The 25,887-nt window shown below is 72.5% G+C and carries 22 protein-coding genes; 4 read left to right on the forward strand and 18 right to left on the reverse strand.

Translation table 11 applies throughout. The annotated features are described in order from the left end of the window. Nucleotides 1-57: 57 nt before the first annotated feature. The 4 genes from KQY30_RS13390 to KQY30_RS13405 all read right to left on the reverse strand — a co-directional run bounded on the left by KQY30_RS13390 (nucleotide 58) and on the right by KQY30_RS13405 (nucleotide 3,563). Nucleotides 58-1,239, reverse strand: a complete 1,182-nt coding sequence (locus KQY30_RS13390) for a glutathionylspermidine synthase family protein (protein ID WP_217307028.1) — start codon at nucleotides 1,237-1,239, stop codon at nucleotides 58-60. Nucleotides 1,240-1,278: 39 nt separating this feature from the next. Beyond that, nucleotides 1,279-1,563 carry a hypothetical protein gene (locus tag KQY30_RS13395; RefSeq protein WP_217307029.1) on the reverse strand — a complete coding sequence of 95 codons (285 nt, stop codon included), beginning with the start codon at nucleotides 1,561-1,563 and terminating at the stop codon, nucleotides 1,279-1,281. 99 nt (nucleotides 1,564-1,662) lie between these two features. Beyond that, nucleotides 1,663-2,052, reverse strand: a complete 390-nt coding sequence (locus KQY30_RS13400) for a VOC family protein (protein WP_217307030.1) — start codon at nucleotides 2,050-2,052, stop codon at nucleotides 1,663-1,665. Nucleotides 2,053-2,237: 185 nt separating this feature from the next. After that, nucleotides 2,238-3,563 (reverse strand): PLP-dependent aminotransferase family protein, encoded by a 1,326-nt coding sequence (locus KQY30_RS13405; protein WP_217311032.1) that lies wholly within the window; start codon nucleotides 3,561-3,563, stop codon nucleotides 2,238-2,240. Between the two features lie 305 nt (nucleotides 3,564-3,868). On the opposite strand from KQY30_RS13405, the gene KQY30_RS13410 reads away from it, so the two are divergent. Then, the gene (locus KQY30_RS13410; protein ID WP_046507782.1) at nucleotides 3,869-4,378 is read left to right on the forward strand and encodes a carboxymuconolactone decarboxylase family protein; all 510 of its coding nucleotides are present in this window, start codon (nucleotides 3,869-3,871) and stop codon (nucleotides 4,376-4,378) included. A 146-nt stretch (nucleotides 4,379-4,524) separates the two neighbouring features. On the opposite strand, the gene KQY30_RS13415 is transcribed toward KQY30_RS13410, so the two are convergent. From KQY30_RS13415 to KQY30_RS13440, 7 genes are all read right to left on the reverse strand, one after another. Next, complete coding sequence (locus tag KQY30_RS13415) at nucleotides 4,525-5,514, reverse strand: malate dehydrogenase (protein WP_217307031.1); 990 nt, start codon at nucleotides 5,512-5,514, stop codon at nucleotides 4,525-4,527. Nucleotides 5,515-5,931: 417 nt separating this feature from the next. Next, nucleotides 5,932-6,522 (reverse strand): DUF2690 domain-containing protein, encoded by a 591-nt coding sequence (locus KQY30_RS36390; RefSeq protein ID WP_254407109.1) that lies wholly within the window; start codon nucleotides 6,520-6,522, stop codon nucleotides 5,932-5,934. A gap of 10 nt (nucleotides 6,523-6,532) precedes the next feature. Continuing rightward, a complete protein-coding gene (locus KQY30_RS36395) occupies nucleotides 6,533-7,234 on the reverse strand; it encodes a helix-turn-helix transcriptional regulator (protein ID WP_254407110.1) in 702 nt (233 codons plus the stop codon). Nucleotides 7,235-7,575: 341 nt separating this feature from the next. Beyond that, nucleotides 7,576-8,511 carry an XRE family transcriptional regulator gene (locus KQY30_RS13425; protein WP_217307032.1) on the reverse strand — a complete coding sequence of 312 codons (936 nt, stop codon included), beginning with the start codon at nucleotides 8,509-8,511 and terminating at the stop codon, nucleotides 7,576-7,578. Continuing rightward, on the reverse strand, nucleotides 8,508-9,326 hold the full coding sequence (locus tag KQY30_RS13430; RefSeq protein ID WP_217307033.1) for a peptidoglycan-binding protein: 819 nt from the start codon (nucleotides 9,324-9,326) through the stop codon (nucleotides 8,508-8,510). Before KQY30_RS13430 ends, KQY30_RS13425 begins: the two co-directional genes overlap by 4 nt. 399 nt (nucleotides 9,327-9,725) lie before the next feature. Further along, nucleotides 9,726-10,709: a DUF3017 domain-containing protein gene (locus KQY30_RS13435; RefSeq protein WP_254407112.1), complete on the reverse strand. Its 984-nt coding sequence runs from the start codon at nucleotides 10,707-10,709 to the stop codon at nucleotides 9,726-9,728. A gap of 29 nt (nucleotides 10,710-10,738) precedes the next feature. Beyond that, on the reverse strand, nucleotides 10,739-11,602 hold the full coding sequence (locus tag KQY30_RS13440; protein WP_217307034.1) for a bifunctional methylenetetrahydrofolate dehydrogenase/methenyltetrahydrofolate cyclohydrolase: 864 nt from the start codon (nucleotides 11,600-11,602) through the stop codon (nucleotides 10,739-10,741). A 254-nt stretch (nucleotides 11,603-11,856) separates the two neighbouring features. Between KQY30_RS13440 and KQY30_RS13445 the strand changes: the two genes are divergently transcribed. Then, the gene (locus KQY30_RS13445; protein WP_217307035.1) at nucleotides 11,857-12,441 is read left to right on the forward strand and encodes a hypothetical protein; all 585 of its coding nucleotides are present in this window, start codon (nucleotides 11,857-11,859) and stop codon (nucleotides 12,439-12,441) included. A gap of 171 nt (nucleotides 12,442-12,612) precedes the next feature. Here KQY30_RS13445 and purH read toward each other — a convergent pair whose 3' ends face one another. After that, a complete protein-coding gene (gene purH / locus KQY30_RS13450; RefSeq protein ID WP_217307036.1) occupies nucleotides 12,613-14,241 on the reverse strand; it encodes a bifunctional phosphoribosylaminoimidazolecarboxamide formyltransferase/IMP cyclohydrolase in 1,629 nt (542 codons plus the stop codon). Further along, nucleotides 14,238-14,837 (reverse strand): phosphoribosylglycinamide formyltransferase, encoded by a 600-nt coding sequence (gene purN / locus KQY30_RS13455; protein WP_217311034.1) that lies wholly within the window; start codon nucleotides 14,835-14,837, stop codon nucleotides 14,238-14,240. The genes purH and purN overlap by 4 nt, the downstream gene beginning before the upstream one ends. A gap of 396 nt (nucleotides 14,838-15,233) precedes the next feature. Here purN and KQY30_RS13460 point away from each other — a divergent pair, with 396 nt between their 5' ends. After that, a complete protein-coding gene (locus KQY30_RS13460; RefSeq protein WP_217307037.1) occupies nucleotides 15,234-16,352 on the forward strand; it encodes a hypothetical protein in 1,119 nt (372 codons plus the stop codon). A 62-nt stretch (nucleotides 16,353-16,414) separates the two neighbouring features. Here KQY30_RS13460 and KQY30_RS13465 read toward each other — a convergent pair whose 3' ends face one another. Continuing rightward, complete coding sequence (locus tag KQY30_RS13465; protein WP_254407113.1) at nucleotides 16,415-18,136, reverse strand: DUF6350 family protein; 1,722 nt, start codon at nucleotides 18,134-18,136, stop codon at nucleotides 16,415-16,417. Nucleotides 18,137-18,252: 116 nt separating this feature from the next. On the opposite strand from KQY30_RS13465, the gene KQY30_RS13470 reads away from it, so the two are divergent. Beyond that, complete coding sequence (locus tag KQY30_RS13470) at nucleotides 18,253-19,767, forward strand: transcriptional regulator (protein WP_217307038.1); 1,515 nt, start codon at nucleotides 18,253-18,255, stop codon at nucleotides 19,765-19,767. A gap of 177 nt (nucleotides 19,768-19,944) precedes the next feature. Here the strand turns inward: KQY30_RS13470 and sucD are convergent, their stop codons facing one another. The 4 genes from sucD to KQY30_RS13490 all read right to left on the reverse strand — a co-directional run bounded on the left by sucD (nucleotide 19,945) and on the right by KQY30_RS13490 (nucleotide 25,880). Continuing rightward, entirely contained in the window at nucleotides 19,945-20,829 is an 885-nt protein-coding gene (gene sucD / locus KQY30_RS13475) for a succinate--CoA ligase subunit alpha (RefSeq protein WP_046500959.1), read from the reverse strand. 46 nt (nucleotides 20,830-20,875) lie between these two features. Beyond that, nucleotides 20,876-22,051 (reverse strand): ADP-forming succinate--CoA ligase subunit beta, encoded by a 1,176-nt coding sequence (gene sucC, locus KQY30_RS13480; RefSeq protein ID WP_217307039.1) that lies wholly within the window; start codon nucleotides 22,049-22,051, stop codon nucleotides 20,876-20,878. Nucleotides 22,052-22,256: 205 nt separating this feature from the next. Next, nucleotides 22,257-23,390 carry a VWA domain-containing protein gene (locus KQY30_RS13485; RefSeq protein WP_217307040.1) on the reverse strand — a complete coding sequence of 378 codons (1,134 nt, stop codon included), beginning with the start codon at nucleotides 23,388-23,390 and terminating at the stop codon, nucleotides 22,257-22,259. Between the two features lie 126 nt (nucleotides 23,391-23,516). Further along, nucleotides 23,517-25,880: a DUF5682 family protein gene (locus KQY30_RS13490; RefSeq protein ID WP_217311036.1), complete on the reverse strand. Its 2,364-nt coding sequence runs from the start codon at nucleotides 25,878-25,880 to the stop codon at nucleotides 23,517-23,519. Between the last annotated feature and the right edge of the window lie 7 nt (nucleotides 25,881-25,887).

Below are 25,887 nucleotides of genomic sequence, written 5' to 3' on the forward strand. Positions count from 1 at the left end.
CGGTGGGCTGTGGGCCGACCGGCCGTGGGCCGGTGGGCGGGGACCAAGCGGCCGGGCTCAGAGGATGACGTGCGGGAGGAAGCGCGCGTACTCGTCCGTGACCAGGCCCGCCGACTCCCGGATGCCCAGCCCCGCCGCCCCGTCCTCGACGACCCACGCGCCGAGCACCACATGGTTGCCGTCGAAGTCCGGCAGCGGGGCCAGCTCCTGGTAGCAGCAGGCCTCGTCCCGTACCACCGGCGCATCGCCGGGCTCATGGACGGTCACTCCCGCGCCCTCGCGGCCCAGCAGCGGCTTGGCGACATAACCGCGGGCCTCGGCGAGTTCGCGGGGGCCGTCGAGATACGCGGGGAGGAGGTTCGGGTGCCCGGGGTGGAGTTCCCAGAGGATCGCGAGCAGCGCCTTGTTGGACAGGAGCATCTTCCAGGCGGGCTCGATCCAGCAGGTGGTGCCGGTGCCGCCGCCGTTGTCGAGGGTGTCCCGTACGTACGGTCCGAACCGGTCGGTGGCCAGCCACTCCCACGGATAGAGCTTGAAGCAGCTCCGTATGAAGCGCAGCCGCTCGTCGACGAAACGGCCGGAGAGCCGGTCCCAGCCGATCTCCTCGACGGAGAGCGCCTCGGTCGCGAGGCCCGCCTGCTCGGCGGTCTCCCGCAGATACGCGACGGTCATCAGGTCCTCGCCCAGCTCGTCCGCGTCGGAGTGGACGAAGTGGACGGGTCCCGGCGGGAGCAGCGCGGACTGCCGTTTCCAGGCGGCGACGAGCCGTTCGTGGAGGGAGTTCCACTGATCGCCGTCGGGGAACCGTTCCTCCATCCAGAACCACTGCGCGCTCGCGGCCTCGACCAGTGAGGTGGGGGTGTCGGCGTTGTACTCCAGCATCTTCGCCGGGCCCGTGCCGTCGTACCGCAGATCGAACCGGCCGTAGATGGACGGCAGTTCGGCGCGGCGCCGCCAGGACTCGGCGACCAGGGCCGCGAGTCCGGGGTCGGTGATCCCCAGATCGGCGAAACGATTCTGCTCGACAATGTGCGCGGCGGCGCCCAGACAGAGGGCGTGCAGTTCCTCGACGGCCTCTTCCAGGGCCTCCACCTCGGGCAGGGTGAAGGAGTAATAGGCGCTCTCGTCCCAGTACGGACGCAGCGAGCCGTCCGGACAGCGGGTGAGCGGATAGACGACGCCCTGTTCCTCGACGATCTGCTGCCAGCCGGGACGGGGGTCGATGCAGTGACGTTTCATCTGGGGGTCACCAGGGCTTCTGACGGGCGCCGACGCCGGTCAGCCGCCGCCCGAGCCGGAGTTCGAACAGCCGAAACCGCCGCGGTCGACGGCGGACTTGTCGAAGCTGCCGCCCTGGACCTTGCCCTGCTTGCTGGATCCGCCGTAGTAGTACGAGCCGCTGCCGCCGCTCCTGCACTGGGAACTCGGCAGGGTCTTCCCGGTCGCCCGGTCGGCGCACCGCTTGTCCGGCTCCGAGCCACAGGACGTGATCGTGAGCGCCAGGATTCCCATGCCGCCGAGCACGACCGTGCTCGATCTCAGCCTCCGCCGCGTCGCAGTCATGCGCCGCCCTCCCCCGTTGACGTACCGCTTCCGCGCCAGCAAGCGTAAGGGGGCGGAGAAACCCCCGCCCCCTCAGGGTCTATTGCCGCCCCTCCGGCACTAGCTTTCGCCGCCGCCGTACGGGCGGGTGATCGCTTCCATGGCGTGGCCCACCGGGTCCATGAAGTACACGCCGCGCCCGCCGTCGTTGTGGTTGATCTCGCCGGGGTGCCGGCGGTGCGGATCGGCGTAGAAGGTGACGCCCCGGTCCTGGATCCGCCGGAAGATCCCGTCGAAGTCGGCCTCGCTCACCAGGAACGCGTAGTGCTGCGGGACGATCGACTCGGACGGTATGGACGCGAAGTCCAGGGTGACGCCGTTGCTCAGCTCGACGGGGATGAACGGGCCCCACTCGGCTCCGACCGGAAGGTCGAGGACATGGGCCAGGAATTCGGCGGATTCCCGGTTGTCCCGGGCATGAACGATGGTGTGGTTCAACTGGATCGACACTGTGGAATGCCTCCGTAAGGCAATCTCACGGGCACCTCCATGCCTCACCCGGACGGTGACCGACACGCGATGCCGTATCGATCAGCCTAATTCCGGGGCCCGGGGGCTGTCGACCTCGCTCCCGCCGCGCAGGACGGCGCAGAACGGTTCAGAACAGTCCAGAAGAGTTCAGGAGTTCGGGACGGCTACGGAAGCGCCCGGCACAGCGCCTCCAGCGCGCCCGTCCACGCGCTGTCCGGCGGCGTGGCGTACCCGACGACCAGCGCGTCCCGGTCACGCGGCACCGACGGATGCCGGAAGCGGCTCATCCCGTACACCGCCAGCCCCTGCCGGGCCGCCGCCTCGACGACGGACCGCTCGGTGCCCGGCGGGAGTTCGATGACGGCGTGCAGCCCGGCCGCGATCCCGGTCACCCGGATCCCCGGCGCCCGCTCGGTCACCGCCGCCACGAGCTGGTCGCGGCGGCGCCGGTAGTGCAGCCGCATGGAGCGGACATGGCGGTCGTACGCGCCCGAGGCGATGAACTCCGCGAGCGTGAGCTGGTCCAGCGTGCTCGACGCCCAGTCCTGGCGGCCCTTGGCGTTCCGTACCTCCCCCACCAGTTCCTCGGGCAGCACCATCCATCCCATCCGCAGTCCGGGCGCCAGGGACTTGCCGGCCGTGCCGAGGTACACCACCCGCTCGGGATCGAGTCCCTGGAGCGCCCCCACGGGCTGCCGGTCGTAGCGGAACTCCCCGTCGTAGTCGTCCTCCAGGACGATCCCGCCCGTACCGCGCGCCCAGTCGACCGCCGCGGCGCGCCGGTCGGGGTGGAGCGCCATGCCCATGGGGAACTGGTGCGCCGCGGTCAGCAGGACCGCGCCGGCGCCGGGCACCTCGGCCAGCTCTTCCGTACGGGTGCCGAGCGCGTCCAGCGGGAGCGCGGGGGTCCGGAGGCCCGCCCTGGTCAGTACGGACCAGTGGAAGTCGAGACCGTACGACTCGACGGCCACGGCCCGGACCCGCCGTGCGGCAAGCACCTGTGCCGTCAGCATCAGCCCGTGGACGAAGCCGGAGCAGACGACGATCCGCTCGGGCGCCGCGTACACACCACGGGCCCGGGCCAGATAGTCGGCGAGCACGGTACGGAGCTCGATCCGGCCGAGGGGATCGCCGAGCCCGAACGCCTCGTGCGGCGCGGCCGTCAGCGCGCGGCGGGCGGCGGCGAGCCAACCCGCACGCGGGAAGGCGGCGAGATCGGGCAGGCCGGGCAGCAGGCTGTAGGCGGGCCGCCGGTGGGTCGGCCGGGTCCGGGGCGGCGCGGGCGCGGGCCTGCGCGGCTCGGACCGCGGGGCCACCCGTGTGCCGGAGCCCTGCCGGGCGGTGAGCCATCCCTCGGCGACCAGTTCGGCGTACGCGTCGGCCACGGTGTTACGGGCGACGCCCAGGTCGGCGGCGAGCGAGCGGGAGGACGGCAGCCGGGTGCCGGGGGCGAGCCTGCCCGTACGGACGGCTTCGCGCAGGGCGTCCATGAGACCGGCGCGCAGACCGGGGCCGTGGGGTGCGGGTCCGCTGAGCGCGGAGGCACGAAGCTCCAGGTGGAGGTCGGTGCCGAGGCCGCTGTCCGGAGTCGGCTCCGCGGGTCCTGGCGGTTCCGCGGGTCCTGCCGGTTCCGCGGGTCCTGCTGGCTTGGCCGACTCTGCCGACTCTGCCGATTCCGGCGGTTCCGCCGGTTCCGGTGACTCTGGCGGGTCCGCCGGGCGAGGCGAATTGGCCCATGAATCCGTCATGGAAATGGACCATACGCCTGTGCCACCGGGCGCGTAGCGTCGTACGTATGACGACGCGATCCGTGAACGAGACGAAGACCTACGCCCCCGAGCACTCTCCCCGCCTCGACATGGCCAAGCTGGCCCCCGAGGTCTACAAGGCCATGGTCCGGCTGGACGCGGCGGCCCGGCAGGGCGTCGAACCGACCCTGCTCGAACTGGTCAAGATCCGTGCCTCCCAGCTCAACCACTGCGCGTTCTGCCTCGACATGCACACCAAGGACGCGCTGGCGGCCGGCGAGTCGACGGAACGGATCATCCAGCTCAGCGCGTGGGAGGAGTCGAAGCACTTCTACACGGAGAAGGAGCTGGCGGCGATCGAGCTGACCGAGGCGGTCACGGTGCTGACCGACGGGTTCGTACCGGACGAGGTGTACGAGAAGGCCGCGGCGCACTTCGACGAGACCGAGCTGGCGCATCTGATCGCCGCGATCACGGTGATCAACGCCTGGAACCGGTTCGGGGTGTCGGCGCGGCTGGTGCCCGGCCACTACACGCCGGGGCAGTTCGCGCACTGACCCGCCGGCACCGGCCCGCCGGCCTGCCACCGCTGTGAAGGAACGCCCCCGGCACCGTGCTCGTGTGCCGGGGGCGTTTTCCGTGCTGGTCCGGCCGGTCCTGGTCCGGCGGGTCCTGGCCCGGCCGGTCCTGGTTCGGCGGAGGGTCAGATCAGGCCGAGGGCGCGGACCGCGTCGCGCTCCTCCTGGAGCTCCTGTACGGAGGCGTCGATACGGGTGCGCGAGAACTCATTGATCTCCAGGCCCTGGACGATCTCGTACGCGCCGTCCTTGGCGGTGACCGGGAACGACGAGATCAGGCCCTCCGGGACACCGTACGAACCGTCCGACGGGATGCCCATGGAGGTCCAGTCGCCCTCGGCGGTGCCGTTGACCCAGGTGTGGATGTGGTCGACGGCGGCGTTGGCGGCGGAGGCGGCCGAGGACGCGCCCCGGGCCTCGATGATCGCGGCGCCGCGCTTGGCGACGGTCGGGATGAACGTGTCGGCCAGCCAGGTCTCGTCGTTGACGGTCTCCGCGGCGTTCTTGCCGGCGATCTCCGCGTGGAAGATGTCCGGGTACTGCGTGGCGGAGTGGTTGCCCCAGATCGTCAGCCGCTTGATGTCGGAGACGGCGGCACCGGTCTTCGCGGCGAGCTGCGAGATGGCGCGGTTGTGGTCGAGGCGGGTCATCGCGGTGAAGCGCTCGGCCGGTACGTCGGGGGCGGCGGCCTGGGCGATCAGCGCGTTGGTGTTGGCCGGGTTGCCGACGACGAGGACCCGGATGTCGTCCGCGGCGTGGTCGTTGATGGCCTTGCCCTGGGGCTTGAAGATGCCGCCGTTGGCGGAGAGCAGATCGCCGCGCTCCATGCCCTTGGTACGGGGGCGGGCGCCGACGAGCAGGGCGACGCTGGCGCCGTCGAAGGCGGTGTTCGGGTCGTCGGTGATCTCAATGCCCCTGAGCAGCGGGAACGCGCAGTCGTCCAGCTCCATCGCGGTGCCCTCCGCCGCCTTGAGCCCCTGCGGGATCTCCAGGAGACGCAGCTTGACCGGCACGTCCGCGCCGAGGAGCTGGCCGGAGGCGATGCGGAAGAGCAACGCGTAGCCGATCTGGCCGGCCGCGCCGGTGACGGTGACATTCACGGGAGTACGGCTCATGGTGATCTCCGTAAGACGCTGGCGGTGGGGGTTCCTGCCCCTGGTGCGGGACATCTCCGCAGCGAATCTTGACGTGAAGAGACATCCAACGGCCAGGCTATCCGACGGTGGGTCCGGGCTCCGGCGGAGGGGCGCCCGGCACCGGGCAGGGCGTTTCCGTCCTCAATCGCCGAACGGGCTTGTTCTTGCCGGGCGGCACCGGCTGCGGGGCGTACGCATGGATCACCGCGTCCGTGCGGGGCCGGTCCGTCCTCAATCGCCGGACGGGCTTGATTTCGCCGGGCGGCACCGAGTCCGCGCCCATGCGCCGGGTGCGCGATTCCAGCAGTCCGGCGATTGAGGACGCGCTCGGCCGAAGGCCGAACAATCAAGCCCGTCCGGCGATTGAGGACAAAGCCCGGCGCCGGGCCGGGCGTGTTACTGCGCCGGGGTGCAGCCCGTTTCGCCCGTGGTCAGGGTCGCGCACGCCTGCGTGGTCACCCCGGCCGGAACCGCCACCATCGACGTGTACGCGTTGACCGCCGCCGCCTCCACCGCCGCGGCCTCCGCCGTGCCCTCGCTCGGCGTGATCCGTACCTCGTCGCCGACGGCCGCCTGCGTGATCCGGGCCCACGCCGCCCCGCAGGTCGGGCTGTGGCGCACCTCGATCAGCGCCGTACCGACCGTGACGCTGGAAACGGTCTTGGCGAAGGTCCCGCCGCACCCCATCGCCTCGGGGTCCTGCCCCGAACAGTCGTCACCGGCGCACTTCACCCCGGCGGGCAGGACGGGGCTGCTGGAAGACGGCGAGGGGGAAGGGGACTTGGCGGCGGGCGCCGCCTCGCCGTCCCCGCCGATGTCGACAAGCAGCACCGCACCCACGATCACCAGCAGCGCGCCGACGACGGCGCCCGCGAAGACAATCGCTCTCCGCCGCGGCCGCCGGGGCGCGGGCCCGGGCGCGGGCCCAGGTCGCGCGCCGGGCCCGGCCGGGACGCCGGCCCCGCCCCGCCCCCGGCCGAGGTCCATGGTGGCCCCGTCACCACGAGGCCCCCCCGTATCCCATGGACCCGCCGACGGGCCCGTTGGGGCGAGCGGCCCAGCCCCCGGGTCCGCCAGGAGCACCGGTCCGGCCGGGTCCTGCGGAACCGTCAGAAACCGCGGACCTGCCCGGGCCAGCGACCCACCCGGAGTCACCTTGTTCCCTGGCCCGCCACGACCCGCCGGGTCCCGCAGACCCGGCCGGGTCACCCGGCCTGCCGGATCGCCCCGGGCCTCCGGTCCGCGCGGGCGCGCCGACGCCACCGGGCCCGCCGGTGCCGCCGGCACCGCCAGTGCCGCTGCCACCCGGCCGTCCGGGCGCGCCGCGTCCCCCGGGCCCGCCCACCGCCGGAGTCTCCCCCGTCGCGGCCAGCGCCTCCCGCGCCTGCGCGATGCGTATCGCTTCCATCGTCATGTCGTGGCGCATCTCCGCGCGGCTCCACGCGCGTTCCGCCAGTTCCCACATCGTCGTGAGGTGGGTCGGGTTCGTGCCCGTGACGTCCGCCAGCGCGACGATCGCGCCCTTGGGGGCCAGCAGGCGGCCGTTCAGATAGCGCTCCCAGGACGTTCTGCTGTAGCCCGTGCGGTCGGCCACCGCCGCGATGCTCAGACCGCTGCGGTCCACGAGCCTGCGGAGCTGGCTCGCGAACTCCTTGACTTCCGGATCGAGTTCCTCCGGTAGCGCCTTCCAACGAGGCATTAGCCTTCCCCTTGTCCCCCCGCACGTGCCTGAATGTGCCCGCCCCGTGCCGCCGTCCCCCGGCCCGCCCGGCTATCCAGAGGGATGCGCGGGCCCAGGATGCCAGTTCCTGATCCGGCGGCGCACAGAGGCATTGGACGCAGTATCGCGCTCCCCCCGCACGCCCCCACTGCCGAACGGTGCTTCAAGTCTCGCATCCGTTGCGCGCCGATCACACCATGCCGGAATGGTCACCTCCGTGCATCAGGCAACAGGCAACCCTTGAACCCGTTCACGGCGTCCATGAGCCTGATGTGCGTGGGCGGCGCCCGTCCTCCCTCGGGGGAGAGGACGGACGCCGTTCACCGCTTCCCGAAGCACTCCTCGCTTCCGCCGTCGCCCGGCCGCAGGCACACCCGTGCGTCCGCCAGCAGGCCCGCCCCGGTCATCGGAGTCGAGACATACCGCCCGACGTCCTGCTGTGTCGCGGTCAACCGGGCCGTTTTCGCGCCGGGTACGGTCAGGACGACCCGGTCCCCGGGGCGCAGCCGGCTCGCCCGTGCCCAGATCGCGCGGCAGTGCTTCCCGTACCGCAGCTCCAGCCGCTGACCGCCCGCCGTGGTCAGGGAGTTGACGGTGGTGACCATCCCGTGGGCGCCACAGCCCATGACCGAAGGGTTCCGGCCCTCGCAGGCCGCGCCCGTGCACCCCGGCATCCTGGGCGAGGCCTGGATCCAGGTCGCGTCCGCGGCGTCCTGCCGGCGGTCGTCCCCGCCGCCGTCCCCGGACAGCCCGGCTCCGGCGAGTACCGCCGCGAGCGCCACCACCGCGGCGGCGGCGAGCGTCAGACCGAAGCGGCGCTCACGGAAGAACGGCCTTGCCGGGGGCGGCTGTTGTACGGGGCCGGCGGCGGGGAGCCGTACGGACACGGCCGCCCCGGCCCGCGACTGCGAACCCGTGCCCGTGCCCGCTCCCGTACCCGCGCCGTCGGCGGCCCCCGTCGCGGCTCCTGTCGCCGCCGCCGTCTCCGCCCGGCCGCTCCAGCTCGCGTCGGCCAGTTCCCAGAGCATCAGCAGCCGCCCGGCGGGCTCGTCCGCCAGTGCGCAGAGCGTCTCGACCGCCGGTCTCGGCAGTGGCTGCGTGCCGTTGAGATACCGCTGCCAGGAGGACTTGCTGTACGGCGTGCGCTCGGCCAGCGCCACCAGGCTCAGCCCCGTACGCTCCCGCAGCACCCGCAGCTCGGCCGCCAGCCGCTCCCCCTCCGCGGCCCCCGACGACGCCGCGCCGGCCGCGCTCACCGCCGTAACTCCGCCCAGGTGTCGGGACCGACGATGCCGTCCTCGACCAGCCGGCGCGCGGCCTGGAACTTCCGTACGGCCTCCTTGCTGGCCGGACCGTACAGCCCGTCGACCACCCCCGGGTCGAACCCGTGCTGCCGCAGCAGGCACTGCGCCTCGACAACATCGCGCCCATTGCCGTTGATGTCGATCAGGGCGTCGATGGTGAGACTGTGCCCGGCGTGGGCGAGGCCGTCCTTGCGGTGGGCGGCGCAGTCGTACGTACGGCCGGGGCCATACGTCTGTACGGCCGGAGCCGCCGTGTCCTGCCCGTCCGTGGCCAGCAGTGTGCCCCCGCCGAAGCCCACGGCCACGGCGAGGAGGGCCCCGGCGAGCGCGTAGCGCAGCGGGACGAGGCGCCGGGGTGACGCGGGCGAGGACGTGGGCGCCGGTTCGTCATCGGGCGGCGGGGGCGCCGAGACATCCTGAGCCGGTAAGGCCTCCGCGGACCGGTCTGCCGATAACGCCTCCGCCGGTAATGCCTGCGCGGACCGGTCCGCCGGCGGTCGTTCCGCAACCGCCTCATGGACCAGCTCATGCAGTACGAGCAGCGGCGTCGGATCCGCGCCGCACACCCGCGCCAGCTCCTCCACCGCCGCCCGGGGCACCGGCTGTTTGCCGTTCAGATACCGCTCCCAGGAGGAGCGGCTGTAGCTCGTCTTCACCGACAGGGCTGCCAGACCGAAGCCGGAACGGTCCTTCAACCGCCTCAACTGGACGAGAAGTTGCCGTTCCCTTTCCGGAAGTCCCGACGGAAGCTCTTTCCAACGCGGCATGTCCACCTCATGCGCTATGGGGTCGCTCCAACACTTCAGCCCGGTTCTCCCCGGGACGGCGACCGCTGAACACAGAGTTCCGGGGCCGAACCGCGGTCCGCCGCGTTCAGGACAGGCCGCACACCACGGTGACCGGCCTCGTGGGACGGCCCGCCGTCCCACGCCGTCCCACGGGACGCGCCGTCCCCGCAGGTCCGCGCCGTACGCGTCCCACAACCGCCCGGATCGGCGGGCGACCCTGGCGGCCGGCCGATCTGACGCGGAACAGTCTGTGGTGCACACCGGGCGGCGCGGTCCACCCCGCGCCGCCTTCGGGCCGAGCCTGCGGGACGGGGGAGGATGGCCCGTACTCCTCGGGGGAGAGTACGGGCCATCGCCACGCCTTACGGGACGGTGGAGCTACGGCACGGTGGAGTGGACCACGTCCTCCAGGAACGGGATCTCCAGCCACGGCTTGGGCTGCGTCATGAGCGAGAGCATCACGATCGCGATGCCCAGCAGGCCGTACGTGGCCATGTCGGTGAAGCGCGAGCGTACGGCGAGCATGCCGACGGAGGGCATCACACGGCGCAGCAGCGCGCCGCCGATCAGGGCGAGGCCGATGAGGATCGTGCCGATCCGGAACGCCTCGGCGAACGGGTGCAGGCCGACGATCAGCAGCCCGAGGCCGATCGTCCCGAGCACGCTGAGCAGCGGCCACTGACGGGCGGGCGCGGAGGCGTCGCCCGGGGCGGCCCGGCCACCGCCCTCGGGGCGCGCGGTGTCCCGGGTGACCGCCGAGAAGCGCGGACTGACCTCGGCGGAGTCGGCGGGCGCGACCACGGCCGTGGCGGCGGGCGCCTTGTCGTGCCCCTGAGTGCCATTGACCGGGACGGCCGCCGCGACCGCGACAGGGACCTCGTCGTGCGTGGCTTCCGCCGCTACCGCGACAGCGGCTTCGTCGCGCGCGACTTCCGTCACAACCGCCGCCGGGGCCGCCTCGTGCGTGGCTTCCGTGGCGGCCACGGCAGGGGCCTCGTCATGCGCGGCTTCCGTCACCACCGCGACAGCAGCCTCGTCACGCGCGGCTTCCGTAGCCACCGCCGCCGGGGCCGCCGCCTCCTCCTGCGCGGGCTCATCGGTGACGGCGTCGGTCACGGCATCACCGCCGCCCTTCGCGGAGTCCGGGTCCGAGTCCGTGCCGGCCGGCGTCGCCACCGGTACCACCGTCTCGCCCGTGTCCGGCGCCTTCACGGCCGGAGCCGCCGCCCCGGCGGTCTCGCCCGGCGTCGCCCCACTCACCACAGCCTCCGCCGGCTCCGGCGCCCCGGCCGCCGTACGCTCCTGCGCCGCGCGCTTCGGCCGGGCAGCGTCGCCCGTACTCCTGTCCGTACCCGTGCCCATGGCCGCTCCCTTCCGCGTCACCGTACGGTTCAGCCCGCGTCGGCGGCGGCGCGTTCGGCCGCCTCGACCACATTGACCAGGAGCTGCGCCCGGGTCATCGGCCCGACTCCGCCCGGGTTGGGCGAGATCCAGCCGGCGACCTCCGCCACCCCCGGGTGCACATCCCCGACGATCTTGCCGTTCTCGTCACGGCTCACGCCCACGTCCAGCACCGCCGCGCCCGGCTTCACGTCCTCGGGCTTGATGATGTGCGGCACCCCCGCCGCCGCCACGATGATGTCCGCCTGCCGGAGCTGCGCCGACAGATCGCGGGTGCCGGTGTGGCACTGCGTCACCGTCGCGTTCTCGGACTTACGCGTCAGCAGCAGCGGGATCGACCGGCCGACGGTGATGCCGCGCCCCACGACCACCACATGCGCGCCCGCGATCTCGACACCGTGGTGCCGCAGGAGCTGGATGATGCCGTACGGAGTGCAGGGCAGCGGGCCCGTCTCGTTCAGGACCAGCCGCCCCAGGCTCATCGGGTGCAGCCCGTCCGCGTCCTTGGCGGGGTCCATCAGTTCCAGGACCCGGTTGGTGTCGATGCCCTTGGGCAGGGGCAGTTGCACGATGTAACCGGTGCACTCGGGGTTGGCGTTCAGCTCCGCGACCACCGACTCGATCTCCTCCTGGGAGGCCGTGTCCGGGAGTTCGCGCTGGATCGAGGCGATGCCGACCTGCGCGCAGTCGCGGTGCTTTCCGTTCACGTACCACCGGCTGCCGGGGTCGTCGCCGACCAGCAGGGTCCCCAGGCCGGGCGTGATGCCCCGCTCCTTGAGGGCCGCCACGCGGGCGGTCAGATCGGACTTGATCGCGGCTGCGGTGGCCTTGCCATCGAGAATCTGGGCGGTCATGACTCCATCCTCGCGGATGACCCGGCTCCGGTACCAATTCGAGTCCGCCCGGTGGCCCGCGTCACAGGCGCGCAAGCCGGACAGGAGGTTGCACTTGCACAACGCCCACGCAAAGTGACTGGACAAAATAGAACGTTGATAACACGATGGCCGCGCAGTACGCGGCCGGCGTCGGGGGGCAGTCCGCTCAGTCCTGAGAAGTTCCTCCCGCTTGGGCCGTACGTCCCCAGCGTCACCAACGGAGGAACCCCGCCATGAGCTTCGGCGATCCCAACAACCCCTACGGCCAGCAGGGGCAGCAGCCCGGTCAGCCAGGCTATGGATATCCCCAGGGCCAGCCGGGCCAGCAGCCCGGTTACGGCTATCCGCAGGCCCCGCCGGTCCAGCCGTACGGCGGCTACCCGGGCGCGCCCGGCGGCCAGATGGAGATGCCGGGCGGCGTCAAGGCGGCCCGGGTGATGCTGTGGGTCATCTCGGGCTTCCAGATCATCAGCGGACTGCTGACCTTCGCGGCGATGGGCGCCATCGACGACGCGGTCAGCAACTCCGGCGCCACCAGCGCCGAGGCCGAGACCTTCGCCGACTTGGGCAAGGGCATCGTCGGGTTCATCGCCGTGGTGACGCTGATCTTCGCCGCGCTCTCGATCCTGCTGGCGCTGAAGATGAAGACGGGCGGCAACGCCACCCGCGTCTGCGCGATCGTCTACGGCTCGTTCGCCACGCTGGGCGGGATCCTCTCGCTGCCGCTGGGCATCGTCACCGTGGCGCTGGGCATCCTGATCATCGTGTTCGTCGCGAAGTCGGACGGCGCGGCCTGGTTCCAGCGGCCCCGCTACTGACGGCACCGCTGCACACGGCACCGCTGCCGACCGGCTGCCGGTCCGCACGGCCGAAGGCCGTGACCTCCGCTCTCCTGGAGCGGGTGTCACGGCCTTCGGCGTCGGTGGAGCCGTTGATCGGCGGAACCGGTGCTCACCGGAATCCTGGCCGGCGAACCCTGGCCGGCGGAATCAGTGGAAGAAGTGCCGCGTCCCCGTGAAGTACATCGTCGCGCCCGCCTTGCGCGCCGCCTCGACGACCTGCTCGTCACGGACCGAACCGCCCGGCTGCACCACCGCCTTGACGCCCGCCTCCAGCAGGATCTCCAGCCCGTCGGGGAACGGGAAGAACGCGTCGGACGCCGCGTACGCCCCCCGCGCGCGCTCCTCCCCCGCGCGCTCCACCGCGAGCTTCGCGGAGTCGACGCGGTTGACCTGCCCCATGCCGACGCCCACCGAGGCGCCGCCCTTGGCGAGCAGGATCGCGTTGGACTTGACCGCGCGGCAGGCCCGCCAGGCGAAGGCCAGCTCCGCCAGTTCCTCCCCGGACAGCGCCTCGCCGCTCGCGAGGGTCCAGTTCGCCGGGTCGTCGCCGTCGGCCTGAAGCCGGTCGGTGACCTGGAGCAGCGCCCCGCCGTCGACGGGCTTGACCTCGACCGTCCCGGCCGGGGCCGCGGGGCACCGCAGCACCCGGATGTTCTTCTTGCGGGCGAGCACCTCGACGGCGCCGTCCTCGTACTCCGGCGCGACGATCACCTCGGTGAAGATCTCCGCGACCTGCTCGGCCATCACGACCGACACCGGCCGGTTCACCGCGATCACGCCGCCGAACGCGGACAGCGGGTCGCACGCGTGCGCCTTGCGGTGCGCCTCCGCCACATCGGCGCCGACCGCGATCCCGCACGGATTGGCGTGCTTGATGATCGCGACACAGGGCTCGGCGTGGTCGTACGCGGCACGGCGCGCGGCGTCCGTGTCCGTGTAGTTGTTGTACGACATCTCCTTGCCGTGGAGCTGCTCGGCCTCGGCCAGGCCGCCTTCGGCGCTGGTGTAGAGCGCGGCGGGCTGGTGCGGGTTCTCGCCGTAACGGAGCACGTTCTTCCGGGTGTACGTGGCACCCAGGAAGTCCGGGAAGCCCGAGTCGTCGGCGGCGGCGTAGTCGTCCGCGAACCAGGACGCCACGGCCACGTCGTACGCGGCGGTGTGCTGGAAGGCCTCCGCCGCCAGCCGCCTGCGGGTGTTCAGGTCGAACCCGCCGTTCCGTACGGCGCCGAGGACGTCCGCGTACCGCTCGGGGCTGGTGACGACCGCCACCGACGGGTGGTTCTTGGCGGCGGCACGGACCATCGAGGGCCCGCCGATGTCGATCTGCTCGACGCACTCGTCGGCACTGGCGCCCGAGGCGACGGTCTCGCGGAACGGATAGAGGTTCACGACGACCAGGTCGAACGGCTCGATGTCCAGCTCGGCGAGCTGCGCGCGGTGCGTGTCGAGCCGGAGGTCGGCGAGGATCCCGGCGTGCACGCGCGGGTGCAGCGTCTTGACCCGGCCGTCCAGGCACTCGGGGAAGCCGGTCAGCTCCTCGACCTTGGTGACCGGAACCCCGGCGGCGGCGATCCTCGCCGCGGTGGAGCCGGTCGAGACGAGCGCGACGCCCGCCTCGTGCAGCCCGAGGGCCAGCTCTTCCAGACCCGTCTTGTCGTAGACGCTGATCAGCGCCCTGCGGAGGGGGCGGGCCCCCGAGTCCGCCGGAGCCGTCTGCTGAGCGCGGTCGTCGGTCGTGGGCTCGTGCGTCGGCCGATTCGTACCTTCGGCGGTCACTGGATGGTTACCTTTCGTCCCTCAATGCGGTAGCCGTGTCGGGCCAGACGCCCCACGACCTCGACGAGCAGGCGTCGCTCGATTTCCTTGATGCGCTCATGGAGAGCGTCTTCCACGTCCTCGTCCCGCACCTCGACCACGCCCTGCGCGATGATCGGGCCGGTGTCGACACCGTCGTCGACGAAGTGGACGGTGCAGCCGGTGACCTTCGCGCCGTACGCGAGCGCGTCACGTACGCCATGGGCACCGGGAAAACTGGGGAGCAGGGCGGGATGCGTGTTGACGACCCGGCCGCCGAAGCGCGCCAGGAACTCCTTCCCCACGATCTTCATGAAGCCGGCCGAGACCACCAGATCCGGTGCGTACGCGGCGGTCGCCTCGGCCAGCGCCACGTCCCACTCGTCGCGCGAACCGTAGTCCTTCACCCTCCGGACGAAGGTGGGCAGCCCGGCCCGCTCGGCGCGCTCCAGACCCGCGATGCCCGCGCGGTCCGCGCCGACCGCGACGATCCGCGCCCCGAACGCCGCCGGGTCGTCGCCGATGGCGTCGAGCAGGGCCTGAAGGTTCGTACCGGATCCGGAGACCAGGACCACGATCCGCGCCGGACCCGGCGCGGCGGGCCGGAAGACGAACGGCGGGGAGGCGGCGGGCTGAGATGCGGAGGCGGGGGGCGGGGAGGCCACGGCGGGCGCCTTTCTGGGAGCGAGCACAGCCTCGCGGGGTCGTGCGGCGTCAGGTGGTCGGCTGTGTGGTCGGCGCTGCGACAAGGCCGCGGGGCTTTGTGGGGTCCTACGAACGAATCACATTCGCCCTTACGGGGAACTCTACGAAGGAGCCGACCGTCAGCAACGATACCGGCACACCGAGCGGCCCCCACGGGACGGGGGCGTAGCCGGGAGGTAGCGTCTGGGGACAGGGTTTCCGTCTCCGGGGCGGGCCATTCGCGACAAGACCCCCGCAATCCACGGGTCTGAGGGGAAGACGTTCACCAGATGCAGGACCGACGCCGCCGCACGGCACCCCACCTCCCGCCGCCCGCCGGGCCGGTGCTGCTGCCGCGGGAACGCCAGTCCTCTTCCACCGGGCCGTCGGGGACCCCGGGACCGTCGGGCTCTCCGGGCGCTTCCGGATCCGCGGACTCCGAGCAGGACCGGGCTGCGGCCGGCGGCCCTGCCGGCGGTTCCGGTACGGGTGCGGGCGCGGGTACGGGCCCGGCTTCCGGTACGGGCGCGGGCTCGGGTACGACGGGATCAGGCGGGTCCTCCGGCTCGTCCGGCTCCGGCGGCCCCGGCAGCCCGGCCGGTTCCCCGGGACCGGGCAGCCCCTCCGACGACAACCCCTTCGCCCCGCCGCCCGAGGGCAGGCCCGACCAGCCGTGGCGCCCCCGCCGTCCCGAAGGCGGACCGGGCGACGGCGGGTCCGGCTCCGACCGGAGCGGCTGGGGCAGCCAGTGGAGCAGCCGCCAGCCGGGCCGCTCCCCCGACGGCTTCGGCAGCCGCCCCGGAGGCCGGGACGGGCAGAACGGCCGGGACGGCGGCCAGGACGGCCCCGAGGGCGGCCGTGGCGGCGGACTGCGCTGGGACCCGACGGATCCGATCCAGCGCCGCGCCCGCTACGCACTGCTCGGCGGCATGTGGGCCTTCTTCTTCGCGCTCTTCGACTTCCCCGAGATCGCGCTGCTGCTCGGTTCGCTGGCGCTGTACTGGGGCGCCAGTGCCCTGCGGAACAAGCCGGCCGACGGATCGTCCCGCGACGGCCGGGACGGCCGGCAGAACCCCGCACTCACCGGTGCGGCCTCCCGTAACACGGCCGGCACTCCCACTGCGACGGCCGGTACGGCGGCACAGCCCGCCCCGGCCCCGGGGCACACGGCCGGGGCGCCCTTCCCGTCCGCGTCGTCCGCGTCGAACAGGCAGCAGACCACGGCGGCGGTCAGCGGGCTGGTGACGGCCGGGATCGCGCTGGCGATCGTGGCGGCGACCTTCACCGTGCAGCTCGTCTACCGCGACTACTACACCTGCCTCAACGACGCCCTGACCAAGACGGGCCAGCTCTCCTGCAACGACGAACTGCCGCGCTCGCTCGTCCCGGTCTTCGGCGTCAAGGAATGAATGTCACGTCATGAACGCCGAGTAAGTAGTGAACGTCGAGTAATGAACAAGGACCAGCGCCGTCAGGACGTGGCGCCAGGACCGCCGCCCGGAACCGCGCCGGAGTCCGTGTCCGAACCGCCGGGGCCGCTCCTCTTCTTCACCGGGAGCGGCCCCGACCGCTTTGCCGTGTCAGGGAAGTCGGCCATCAGCCCGCCCGACGCCTGCTTGACCGCCGCCCATCGCGTCCGCCGCGCACCCCGCTCGTGCCAGGCCTTGTCGGGCAGGAAGTCATAGGGCTCGAACGACGGTTCACCGGCATCCGCCTCCCGCTCCCTCTCACGCCGGGCCGCTTCGGCGTCGGCGACCAGCAGGTCCAGGCCGCCGGCCGTCTTCCCCGACGACGCGGATACGGCCCCCGGCCCGAGCCGCAGCGCCGGCCGCCGCCAGAAACTCTGCCGCGCCTCCGCCATCTCGGCGGGCTCCGCGGCCTCTTCCTCCGCTTCCCGTACGGCCCTGTCCCGCAGCCGCCGGGCCCGTAGCAGCAGCGCCGCCGGTACGCCAAGGCCCACCGTCCACACCAGCGCCGCCGCGCCCGTCAGCCACCACACCGGCCCTAGGACCGTCAGTTTCCCGGTGCCCATCGGCCCGCCCGACACCGCCGCCAGCACCGCCGCCAGCACCCCGCACACCACCCCGCCGAGCGCCGCGGTCAGCGCCGTCGGCCGCGCTCCCCAGGCCTCGTCCTTCGTGGTGTACGGCGGCGCGGCCACCCGTACGGTGAACCAGGCCAGCGCCACCGCCGCCGCCACCGGCACCGCCGCCACGGCCCAGTTCAGCCCCGGCCCCGCCCCGCCGGGCGGGGCGGCGAACGGCGCGAAGGCCGACGACACGTCACGGCCCGTCGCCCCGAGCGGGGTGAGCGTCACGCCCGTACCCAGCGCGAAGCCCGGCCCCAGTCCGTACGCGGCGCCCCACACCGCGGCGTTCGGCACCAGCGCCAGTCCCAACAGCAGCAGCGCGAACCGCCCCGGCCAGTCCACGGCGAGCCGCAGGAACGAGCCGTACGCCCCCGCCCCGTGCCATGCGAGCCAGATCCCCACCAGCAGCGCGCCGCCGCCCAGCAGCACCAGGAGCGACCCGGCGCCGGCCCGCAGCGCGAGAACCGTCCCGCGCCGCACCCCGGGCGTTCCGGCGATCCGGCCGAGTCCGCCCCGTACCGCTCCCGGCAGCCAGTCCGGCAGGGGACCGCGCGGACGGCCACGCGCCCGCCATGCCCCGGCCGCCGCGGCCACGACCGTCACCACGGGCAGGGTGAGCGCCGCGCACACCGGGCGCGCGCTCAGGGTGGTGCCCGCGACAAGGAGGACCGCCGCCGCGCCGACCAGCAGATAACCTCCGGTCAGCGTGGCGACGACACTCGGCACGGTCAACGGAGGCCGCCCCTCGTCCGGTTCGAGGGCGTCCCTGGACGTCCGGTGGACCAGCCAGAGCGGCAGCGCCATCAGAAGCAGCGGGGTCACGCCGAGCGGCGCGGGATCGCCGGAGAGGGTGTCCGCGCGCAGCAGATCGGTGCCATGGGCCAGCAGCCACAGCGCCGCCGCGGCCCGCAGGGCACCGCCGGCACCGCTGTCGGGGTACGGCGAAATGATCCACATCGCCAGCACCAGCACGGCGAACACGCCGAGCCCGACGCCCGCGGCGACGGCTCCACGGACGAACGAAACAGTCAGGGCGGCCGCCCTGCCGCGCTCCACCGCCGAGGCCGAGGACAACGGCGCGCTGCGATCGGTCAATTGGGTCACATCGCCATGCTGCCCACGACACACGCTTGATCCATGCAACAGGCGGATGTTCGACGTGTCGCCCAATATAGCCTTATGTGCTTTTCGCCCCAGACCCGTGCTGCGGGGAGTCCCTCATGACGCAGAACACCACGCAGAGCACCGCGGACGGCTCCTCCAGCGTCCCGCCGCTGCCTCCGCCCAAGGAGCGCCGCAGACTGCGGGAGTCGAAGTCGATGACCGAGAAGCAGGTCGCGACGGCGGTGGGGGTGTCACGGGCGACGATCCGTTCCTGGGAGGCCGGCCGTACGACTCCGCGCGGGCGCAAGGCGGAGATCTACGCGAAGCTGCTGGCCGCCCTCGGCGCGGAACTGCGGGAGAAGGAAGCACAGACCGAACGGGCGGCGCGCAGGGCGGCCATGGAACGCTCGGCCGCACGGCAGCGGAACACGTCAGCCACATCGTCGGCGTCGTCGTCGGCCTCTTCGGCGGCGTCGGCGCCTTCAGCGGGCTCGGCGGCGTCCGCGCCCCAGGTCCGCCGAAGGGCCGGACCACCGCAGGCATCGCCGTCGGCGCCGGCTTCGCCGGGCTCGCGGTCGCCCTGGCCGACCGTCGGTCCGTCACTCGATCCCTCCCGCGACCGGGCGACGGCCAAGGCGCCCGTGGTGCCCCGGACACCCGCGCGGACCCCGCCGCCCTGGGCCACCGCCGCCCCAGCGCCGGCTCCCGCTCCCGCCTCTTCTTACGCACCCGCGCCCGCTCCTGCCGGGGCCGGCCCCGCAGCGGACACGGGCACCACGGACACCACGGACACCGCCGCCGACACGCCGGACAACGGGCCGCGCACCGCCGACCAGGCCTTCGACGCCCTGTACGCGACCCACGCCCCCGCCCTCGTCTGCCAGGCATATCTACTGACCGGACGACGTGCCCTCTCCCAGGAGTCCGTCGAGCGGGCCTTCCGGCTCGCCTGGCAGCGCTGGCCCGAGGTCGCCGTCGACCGGGACCCGGCGGGCTGGATCCGGGCCGCGGCCCATGAGTACGCCCTGTCGCCATGGCACCGGATGCACCGCCGCAACCGCAAGCGGCCCCGGCCGGTGCCCGGTGAAGGGGACCCCGAGGGCGGGCTGGCGCTCCGCGAGGCGTTGCTGGCCCTGCCTCCGTCGTACCGCCGCGCCCTGCTGCTCTACGACGGTCTCGGCCTCGATCTGCCGGACACCGCGGCCGAGATCGAGGCGAGCACCCCGGCCACCGCGAGCCGGCTGACACACGCCCGCGAGGCGGTCGCCGCGAGAGTGCCCGAATTCGCCGAGATCGCGCTGCTGAACGAGACCCTGAGCGCCCTGACCCGTGCGGTGACCCCGTCGGCGGTCGCTCCGCCCCGCTCCGTGCGGACGGGCTGCGAGCGCCGGGCCAGGTTCTGGACCCGGACGGCCATCGCCTTCACCGCGCTGATCGTGGGAGCGACGAGCTTCACCCTGGCCACCGCTCCGTCGCGGTACGAACCGCCGCTCGCCCCGGGCGAGCAGATCGGCGACGTACCGGTGCCCAGCGGCCCGGAGCGGCTGTCCAAGGAGGACCGGAAGCTGCGCGACAAACTCCGCGGCGAGCCGATGAACGGGCCACCGCGGCTCGTACCGGAGGCGTTCTGACCGCGCTCCGATCGCGCACCCATCGCACTCTGATCGCGTTCTGGCCGTTCTGATCACGCACGACCGGCCTGCGATCGCTGTGCGACTCGGCGGCGACGCGCGTGGGCCCGCACCCCTGACCGAGGTGCGGGCCCACGCGCGTAGTGCCGTACGGAGACGGCGGCGGGGATACGGAGGTCAGCCGGCCAGAATGGCGCGCGCCAGCCCGGCCGTCTCGGTCGGCGTCTTGCCGACCTTCACACCCGCGGCCTCCAGGGCCTCCTTCTTCGCCTGGGCCGTACCGGAGGAGCCGGAGACAATGGCGCCGGCGTGGCCCATGGTCTTGCCCTCGGGCGCGGTGAAGCCCGCGACATAGCCGACGACCGGCTTGGTCACGTTCTTGGCGATGAAGTCGGCCGCACGCTCCTCGGCGTCGCCGCCGATCTCGCCGATCATCACGATCAGATCGGTGTCCGGGTCGGCCTCGAACGCGGCGAGCGCGTCGATGTGCGTCGTACCGATGACCGGGTCGCCACCGATGCCGACGGCCGACGAGAAACCGATGTCGCGCAGCTCGTACATCATCTGGTACGTCAGCGTGCCGGACTTGGAGACCAGACCGATACGGCCGGGCTTGGTGATGTCGCCCGGGATGATGCCGGCGTTGGACTGGCCGGGGGTGATCAGTCCGGGACAGTTCGGACCGATGATGCGCGTCTTGTTGCCCTTGCTGCTGGCGTACGCCCAGAAGGCGGCGGAGTCATGCACCGCGATGCCCTCGGTGATCACCACGGCCAGGCCGATCTCGGCGTCGATCGCCTCGATGACCGCGGCCTTGGCGAAGGCCGGCGGCACGAAGAGAACGGACACATCGGCGCCGGTCTTCTCGATGGCCTCGGCCACGGTGCCGAAGACGGGTACGGAGGTGCCGTCGAAGTCGACGGACGTGCCTGCCTTGCGGGGGTTCACACCGCCGACGATGTTGGTGCCGTCCGCGAGCATGAGCTTGGTGTGCTTCATGCCGGTGGCACCGGTCATCCCCTGGACGATGACCTTGCTTTCCTTGGTGAGGAAGATAGCCATGGGGTTGGAGTCCCTCGTTCTGTGTCGTGTCGGAGACGCGTGAAAGTCAGCGTGCCGCGGCCAGCTCGGCGGCCTTGTCGGCGGCGCCGTCCATCGTGTCCACGCGCTGCACGAGCGGGTGGTCGGCGTCGGAGAGGATCTTGCGACCCAGCTCCGCGTTGTTGCCGTCGAGTCGCACGACCAGCGGCTTCGTGACGTCCTCGCCCTTGGACTTGAGCAGCTCCAGGGCCTGGACGATGCCGTTGGCGACCTCGTCGCACGCGGTGATGCCACCGAAGACATTGACGAACACGGACTTGACGTCCGGGTCGCCGAGGATGATCTCCAGCCCGTTCGCCATGACCTCGGCGGAGGCGCCGCCGCCGATGTCCAGGAAGTTGGCGGGCTTCACACCGTTGTGGGCCTCACCGGCGTACGCGACGACATCCAGGGTCGACATGACCAGACCCGCGCCGTTGCCGATGATGCCGACCTCGCCGTCGAGCTTGACGTAGTTGAGGTTCTTGGCCTTGGCGGCGGCTTCCAGGGGGTTGGCCGCGGCCTTGTCCTCCAGGGCCTCGTGCCCGGGCTGGCGGAAGTCGGCGTTCTCGTCGAGCGAGACCTTGCCGTCCAGCGCGATGATCTTGCCGTCACCGGACTTGATCAGCGGGTTGACCTCGACGAGGAGCGCGTCCTCGGCGATGAAGACGGTCCACAGCTTCTGCAGGACCTCGGCGACCTGGTCCGCGATCTCGGCCGGGAACTTCGCGGCGGCGACGATCTCGGCGGCCTTCTCGGGGGTGCAGCCCTCGTTGGCGTCGACGGGGATCTTCGCGAGCGCGTCGGGGTTCTCCTCCGCGACGACCTCGATCTCCACGCCGCCCTCGACGGAGGCCATGGCCAGGAAGGTGCGGTTGGTGCGGTCGAGCAGGAAGGAGACGTAGTACTCCTCCGCGATGTCGGCGGTCTCGGCCAGCATCACCTGGTGGACCGTGTGGCCCTTGATGTCCATGCCCAGAATCTGGCCGGCCTTCTCGACGGCCTCCGCCGGGTCGGCGGCCAGCTTCACACCGCCGGCCTTGCCCCGGCCGCCCACCTTGACCTGCGCCTTGACAACGGCCTTGCCGCCGAGACGCTCGGTCACCTCGCGGGCCGCCTCAGGCGTCGTGATGACTTCACCGGCCAGCACCGGTACACCGTGCTTGGCGAAGAGGTCCCTCGCCTGGTACTCGAACAGGTCCACGCGTGTCCGTCCCTTGTGTCTTTTAACCGCAGCCTGGTGATCGCGGGTTCGTTGTCTGCGTGGGCGTGCCGCGAAGGGCAACGTGACTGCGCCGTCACAGAGGGAGGCGTACTCGCTGTCCGGTACGCGGCATGTCCGTCTTGCAGGTTATCCCCGTGGGCCATGGCTCCCTAAATCGCAGATCACGCCTGAGCGGTGATACCTGTCACATGAGTGGCGTACCCGGCAGATCACCGTCCGGCACGGGTATCGGGCGCTTCTCGATCGCCGCCGCCATCACCTCCGGGAAGAGGTCCGGCGTACACGCGAACGCCGGTGCGCCCAGGGCCGCGAGGGCCGCCGCGTGCTCCCTGTCGTACGCCGGAGCCCCCTCGTCGGACAGCGCGAGCAGCGCCACGAACTGGACGCCCGAGGCCTTCATGGCCGCGACCCGCTTGAGCATCCCGTCCCGTATCCCGCCCTCGTAGAGATCGCTGATCAGGACGACCACGGTGTCGGCGGGCCGGGTGATCCGTGACTGACAGTAGGCGAGTGCGCGGTTGATGTCGGTGCCGCCGCCGAGCTGGGTGCCGAAGAGGACGTCGACGGGGTCGTCGAGCTGGTCGGTGAGATCGACGACGGCCGTGTCGAAGACGACGAGCCGGGTGGCGATGGAGCGCATCGACGCGAGGACCGCGCCGAAGACCGAGGCGTAGACGACGGACGCGGCCATCGACCCGGACTGGTCGATGCAGAGAACGACCTCCTTCTTCACGGACTGCGACGCGCGGCCGTAGCCGATCAGCCGCTCCGGGACGACCGTGCCGTGCTCGGGCAGGTAGTTCTTGAGGTTGGCGCGGATCGTACGGTCCCAGTCGATGTCCCGGTGGCGCGGGCGGCTGATCCGCGCGGACCGGTCGAGCGCGCCGGACAGGGTCGCCCTCGTACGGGTGGCCAGCCGCTTCTCGATGTCCTGGACCACCTTGCGGACCACCGAGCGGGCGGTCTCCCTGGTGGTCTCGGGCATCGCCTTGTTGAGCGAGAGCAGGGTGCCGACGAGATGGACGTCGGCCTCGACCGCCTCCAGCATCTCCGGTTCGAGCAGCAGCGCGGCAAGACCGAGCCGGTCGATCGCGTCGCGCTGCATGACCTGGACGACGGAGCTGGGGAAGTACGTACGGATGTCCCCGAGCCAGCGCGCGACCGAGGGCGCGGAGGCGCCGAGCCCGGCGGAGCGGTCGGTGCCGCCGCCGCGCTCCTTGCCCGCGCCGTAGAGAGCGGACAGCGCGCCGTCCATCGCCGCGTCCCGGCCGGAGAGCGCGTGCCCCGTGCCGTCGGCGCTCTCCCCGCCGAGCACCATCCGCCAGCGGCGCAGGCGCTCGTCGGCAGAGGAGCCGCGGGCCGGCGCGTCAGCCGTGGTTTCCGCGGTGGTCGGGTCCGGGTCGGTCGTGCCTGCGGTGATGGGGGGGCGTGCCCGTAGCGTTGGTCATTCGGTCACCTCCGTGGGGGCCTGGGCGTGATCCAGGGCTGGTGCGGTTTCCGGAGCGGTGCCGAGGAGCAGATGGAGCACCGGCAGTACGGCGTCGGCGCGCGCCTCGTCGAGTCCGGGGCCAAAACCGGGTGCGGCCGCCTCCTGCTCCACCAGTTCCCCGGCGCCCGGCCCTCGCCGGACCAGCTCGCCCAGCGTCCGGCGGACGCCCGGCTCGTACGCGGAGAAGGTACGGCGGAGCAGCGGGAGCACATCGGTGAAGGAGCCGGGCGACACCGCGGTCAGCCAGCGGTCCATGAGACCGAGCAGGCGCTCGTCGTGGACCAGCAGCAGGCCTCCGCCCGAGGCGCCGCCGACGAAGCCCTCGATCCAGGCGGCGGCGTCGGTGGGCGGGGTGCCGGGTGACAGGGCGAGCCCCATGAGCCGTGCGGCGTCGTCCTCCGCGAGCCGCCCGTCGTCCAGGAGCAGCCGGGCGGCCCGCCCGCGTATCTCCCCCGCCACGGTGTCCCGCTCGGCGAGCGTGCGCAGGACGCCCGCCCAGCGTCCGGCCGGATCGGCGCCCCGGCTGCGGCTGTTGTTCTCCGGGAGGAGGCCGATCGCCGTGTGCACGCTGTCGAGGTGCTTGCGCATCCCGGCGGCGCCGTCCGCGTCGAGCCCGGCGCAGGCGGGCGGCAGGCCGACGCAGATCCGCTCGGCGAGCCCGGCCGCCACATCCCCGAGGGCCGCGGTGCCGGTGGACCGTACGTCTCCGTACCGCAGCGAACGGGCGAGCGCGGGCAGTGCCTGGGCGAGGTGCGCGACATCGGTGTCGAGGGCGGCGCGGTCGGCGAGGGCCCGCATCACCAGCGGCAGGGCATCGGGCAGTTCGGCCAGCAGGCAGCGCTCGGCCAGCGCGGTGACCTCGGCGAGCGCCGTCGCGGACGCGGCCCCCGACTCGGCCCTGGCGGTGGCGGCGGAGAGCACGGTGGTGCCCCATACACCGGCCTCCGCGACCCGTACGTACAGCTCGGGCTCCCAGTGCAGCCGCCAGCTCTCACGGAAGGTGCCGGTGCTCCCGCGCCCGGCGGCGGGCTCGCCCCAGCCGAGGCCGAGCAGCCGCAGCCGGTGCAGCAGTCTGCTGCGCGCGGTGTCGGTCTCCTTGCGCAGATCGAGGTCCACCTGACGCTCCAGCGCCTCGGGCTTGAGCCGCAGGGACTTCTGGAGCCGGGTGAGATCGCGCTGCAGAGGCACGGCGGGCGCGGTGTCCGGGACCTCACCGAGCACATCGCCGACAACGAGCCGGTCCCGGACGAGTTCGAGCGGTACGTCCGATCCCTCGCACATCACGGCCCGTACCGCGTCCATGGTCTCCCCGAGACCCGCCAGCGGACGGCCGCGCATGGCGGCCAGGGTCTCGGCGAGCCGTACCGCCTCGATGACATGCGCCGAGGAGACGGTCCAGTCCTCCTCCCGGAGCAGACCCGCGACCTTGGTGAGCCATCGCTCCACCGGGCGGTCGGGCGCGGCGAAGAGATGTCCGTACCAGCCCGGCGAGTCGATGCCCGCGCCATAGCCGCTGTGCCGGGCGAGCCTGCGGTGGGTCCAGGGCACCCACGTCAACTCGGCCTTGACCTTGGGCAGCCCCTTCAGGAGGGCACGGTCCGCGGCGAGGGTCGTCTTCGCGGTCAGCGCGGGCACATGCCAGGCCCCGCAGACGACCGCCACCCCTCCGTCGCCGAACTCCTTGCGGGCCGCGCGCAGTTGGATACGCATATGGGCCTCGCGGACGAGATCCCGGTGGTGTCCGCCCGCGCCGTACTCCTCGCGCAGCGCGCCCATGGCCTCGGCGACGGCCTCGAACGGCGTGCGGGGATCCTCCGCACGGCCGGGCCCGCGGTGCTCGACGACGTCCTCCCACCAGCGCTCCGGATCGTCGTATCCGGCGGCCTCGGCGAGAACGGCGAGGGGATCGATCCGCAGCCCGTCCGCCTCTTCTTCGCCCCTCTCTTCTGCCTTCTGTTCTGCCTTCTCTTCGGCCTTCTTCTTCTCGGCCGCCTCCTCGGCTTCGGCCGCCTGTGCCAGGGAGTTGGCCGCGGGCAGGTCGATGAACCGCACCGGTACGGCATGAGCGAGCGCCCAGCGGATCGCGACCCACTCCGGCGAGAACTCGGCCAGCGGCCAGAACGCGGCCCGCCCCGGATCGTCCACCGCGTGCGCCAGCAGCGCGACGGGCGGCCGCATCGCCTCGTCCCCGGCGAGCCCCACCAGCGCGTCCCCCTCGGGCGGTCCTTCTATGAGGACGACCCGTGGCTCCGCGGCGTCCAGCGCCGCCCGGACCGCCCGCGCGGAACCGGGACCGTGGTGCCTGACCCCGAGCAGCAGCGGCTCG

Origin of the sequence: Streptomyces sp. GMY02 (genome assembly GCF_019056675.1) — a bacterium.
GTDB classification, from domain to species: Bacteria; Actinomycetota; Actinomycetes; order Streptomycetales; family Streptomycetaceae; genus Streptomyces; species Streptomyces odonnellii.

Coding starts and splice junctions, on each gene's coding strand:
- KQY30_RS36390 (WP_254407109.1), bottom strand. CDS start 6,522: ATGGACCTCGGCCGGGGGCGGGGCGGGGCCGGCGTCCCGGCCGGGCCC.
- KQY30_RS13390 (WP_217307028.1), bottom strand. CDS start 1,239: ATGAAACGTCACTGCATCGACCCCCGTCCCGGCTGGCAGCAGATCGTC.
- KQY30_RS13485 (WP_217307040.1), bottom strand. CDS start 23,390: ATGGTGCTCGGCGGGGAGAGCGCCGACGGCACGGGGCACGCGCTCTCC.
- KQY30_RS13415 (WP_217307031.1), bottom strand. CDS start 5,514: ATGAGCCGTACTCCCGTGAATGTCACCGTCACCGGCGCGGCCGGCCAG.
- KQY30_RS13440 (WP_217307034.1), bottom strand. CDS start 11,602: ATGACCGCCCAGATTCTCGATGGCAAGGCCACCGCAGCCGCGATCAAG.
- KQY30_RS13445 (WP_217307035.1), top strand. CDS start 11,857: ATGAGCTTCGGCGATCCCAACAACCCCTACGGCCAGCAGGGGCAGCAG.
- KQY30_RS13405 (WP_217311032.1), bottom strand. CDS start 3,563: ATGGACGCCCTGCGCGAAGCCGTCCGTACGGGCAGGCTCGCCCCCGGC.
- KQY30_RS13435 (WP_254407112.1), bottom strand. CDS start 10,709: ATGGGCACGGGTACGGACAGGAGTACGGGCGACGCTGCCCGGCCGAAG.
- sucD (WP_046500959.1), bottom strand. CDS start 20,829: ATGGCTATCTTCCTCACCAAGGAAAGCAAGGTCATCGTCCAGGGGATG.
- KQY30_RS13410 (WP_046507782.1), top strand. CDS start 3,869: ATGACGACGCGATCCGTGAACGAGACGAAGACCTACGCCCCCGAGCAC.
- KQY30_RS13395 (WP_217307029.1), bottom strand. CDS start 1,563: ATGACTGCGACGCGGCGGAGGCTGAGATCGAGCACGGTCGTGCTCGGC.
- KQY30_RS13460 (WP_217307037.1), top strand. CDS start 15,234: ATGCAGGACCGACGCCGCCGCACGGCACCCCACCTCCCGCCGCCCGCC.
- KQY30_RS36395 (WP_254407110.1), bottom strand. CDS start 7,234: ATGCCTCGTTGGAAGGCGCTACCGGAGGAACTCGATCCGGAAGTCAAG.
- KQY30_RS13430 (WP_217307033.1), bottom strand. CDS start 9,326: ATGCCGCGTTGGAAAGAGCTTCCGTCGGGACTTCCGGAAAGGGAACGG.
- KQY30_RS13470 (WP_217307038.1), top strand. CDS start 18,253: ATGACGCAGAACACCACGCAGAGCACCGCGGACGGCTCCTCCAGCGTC.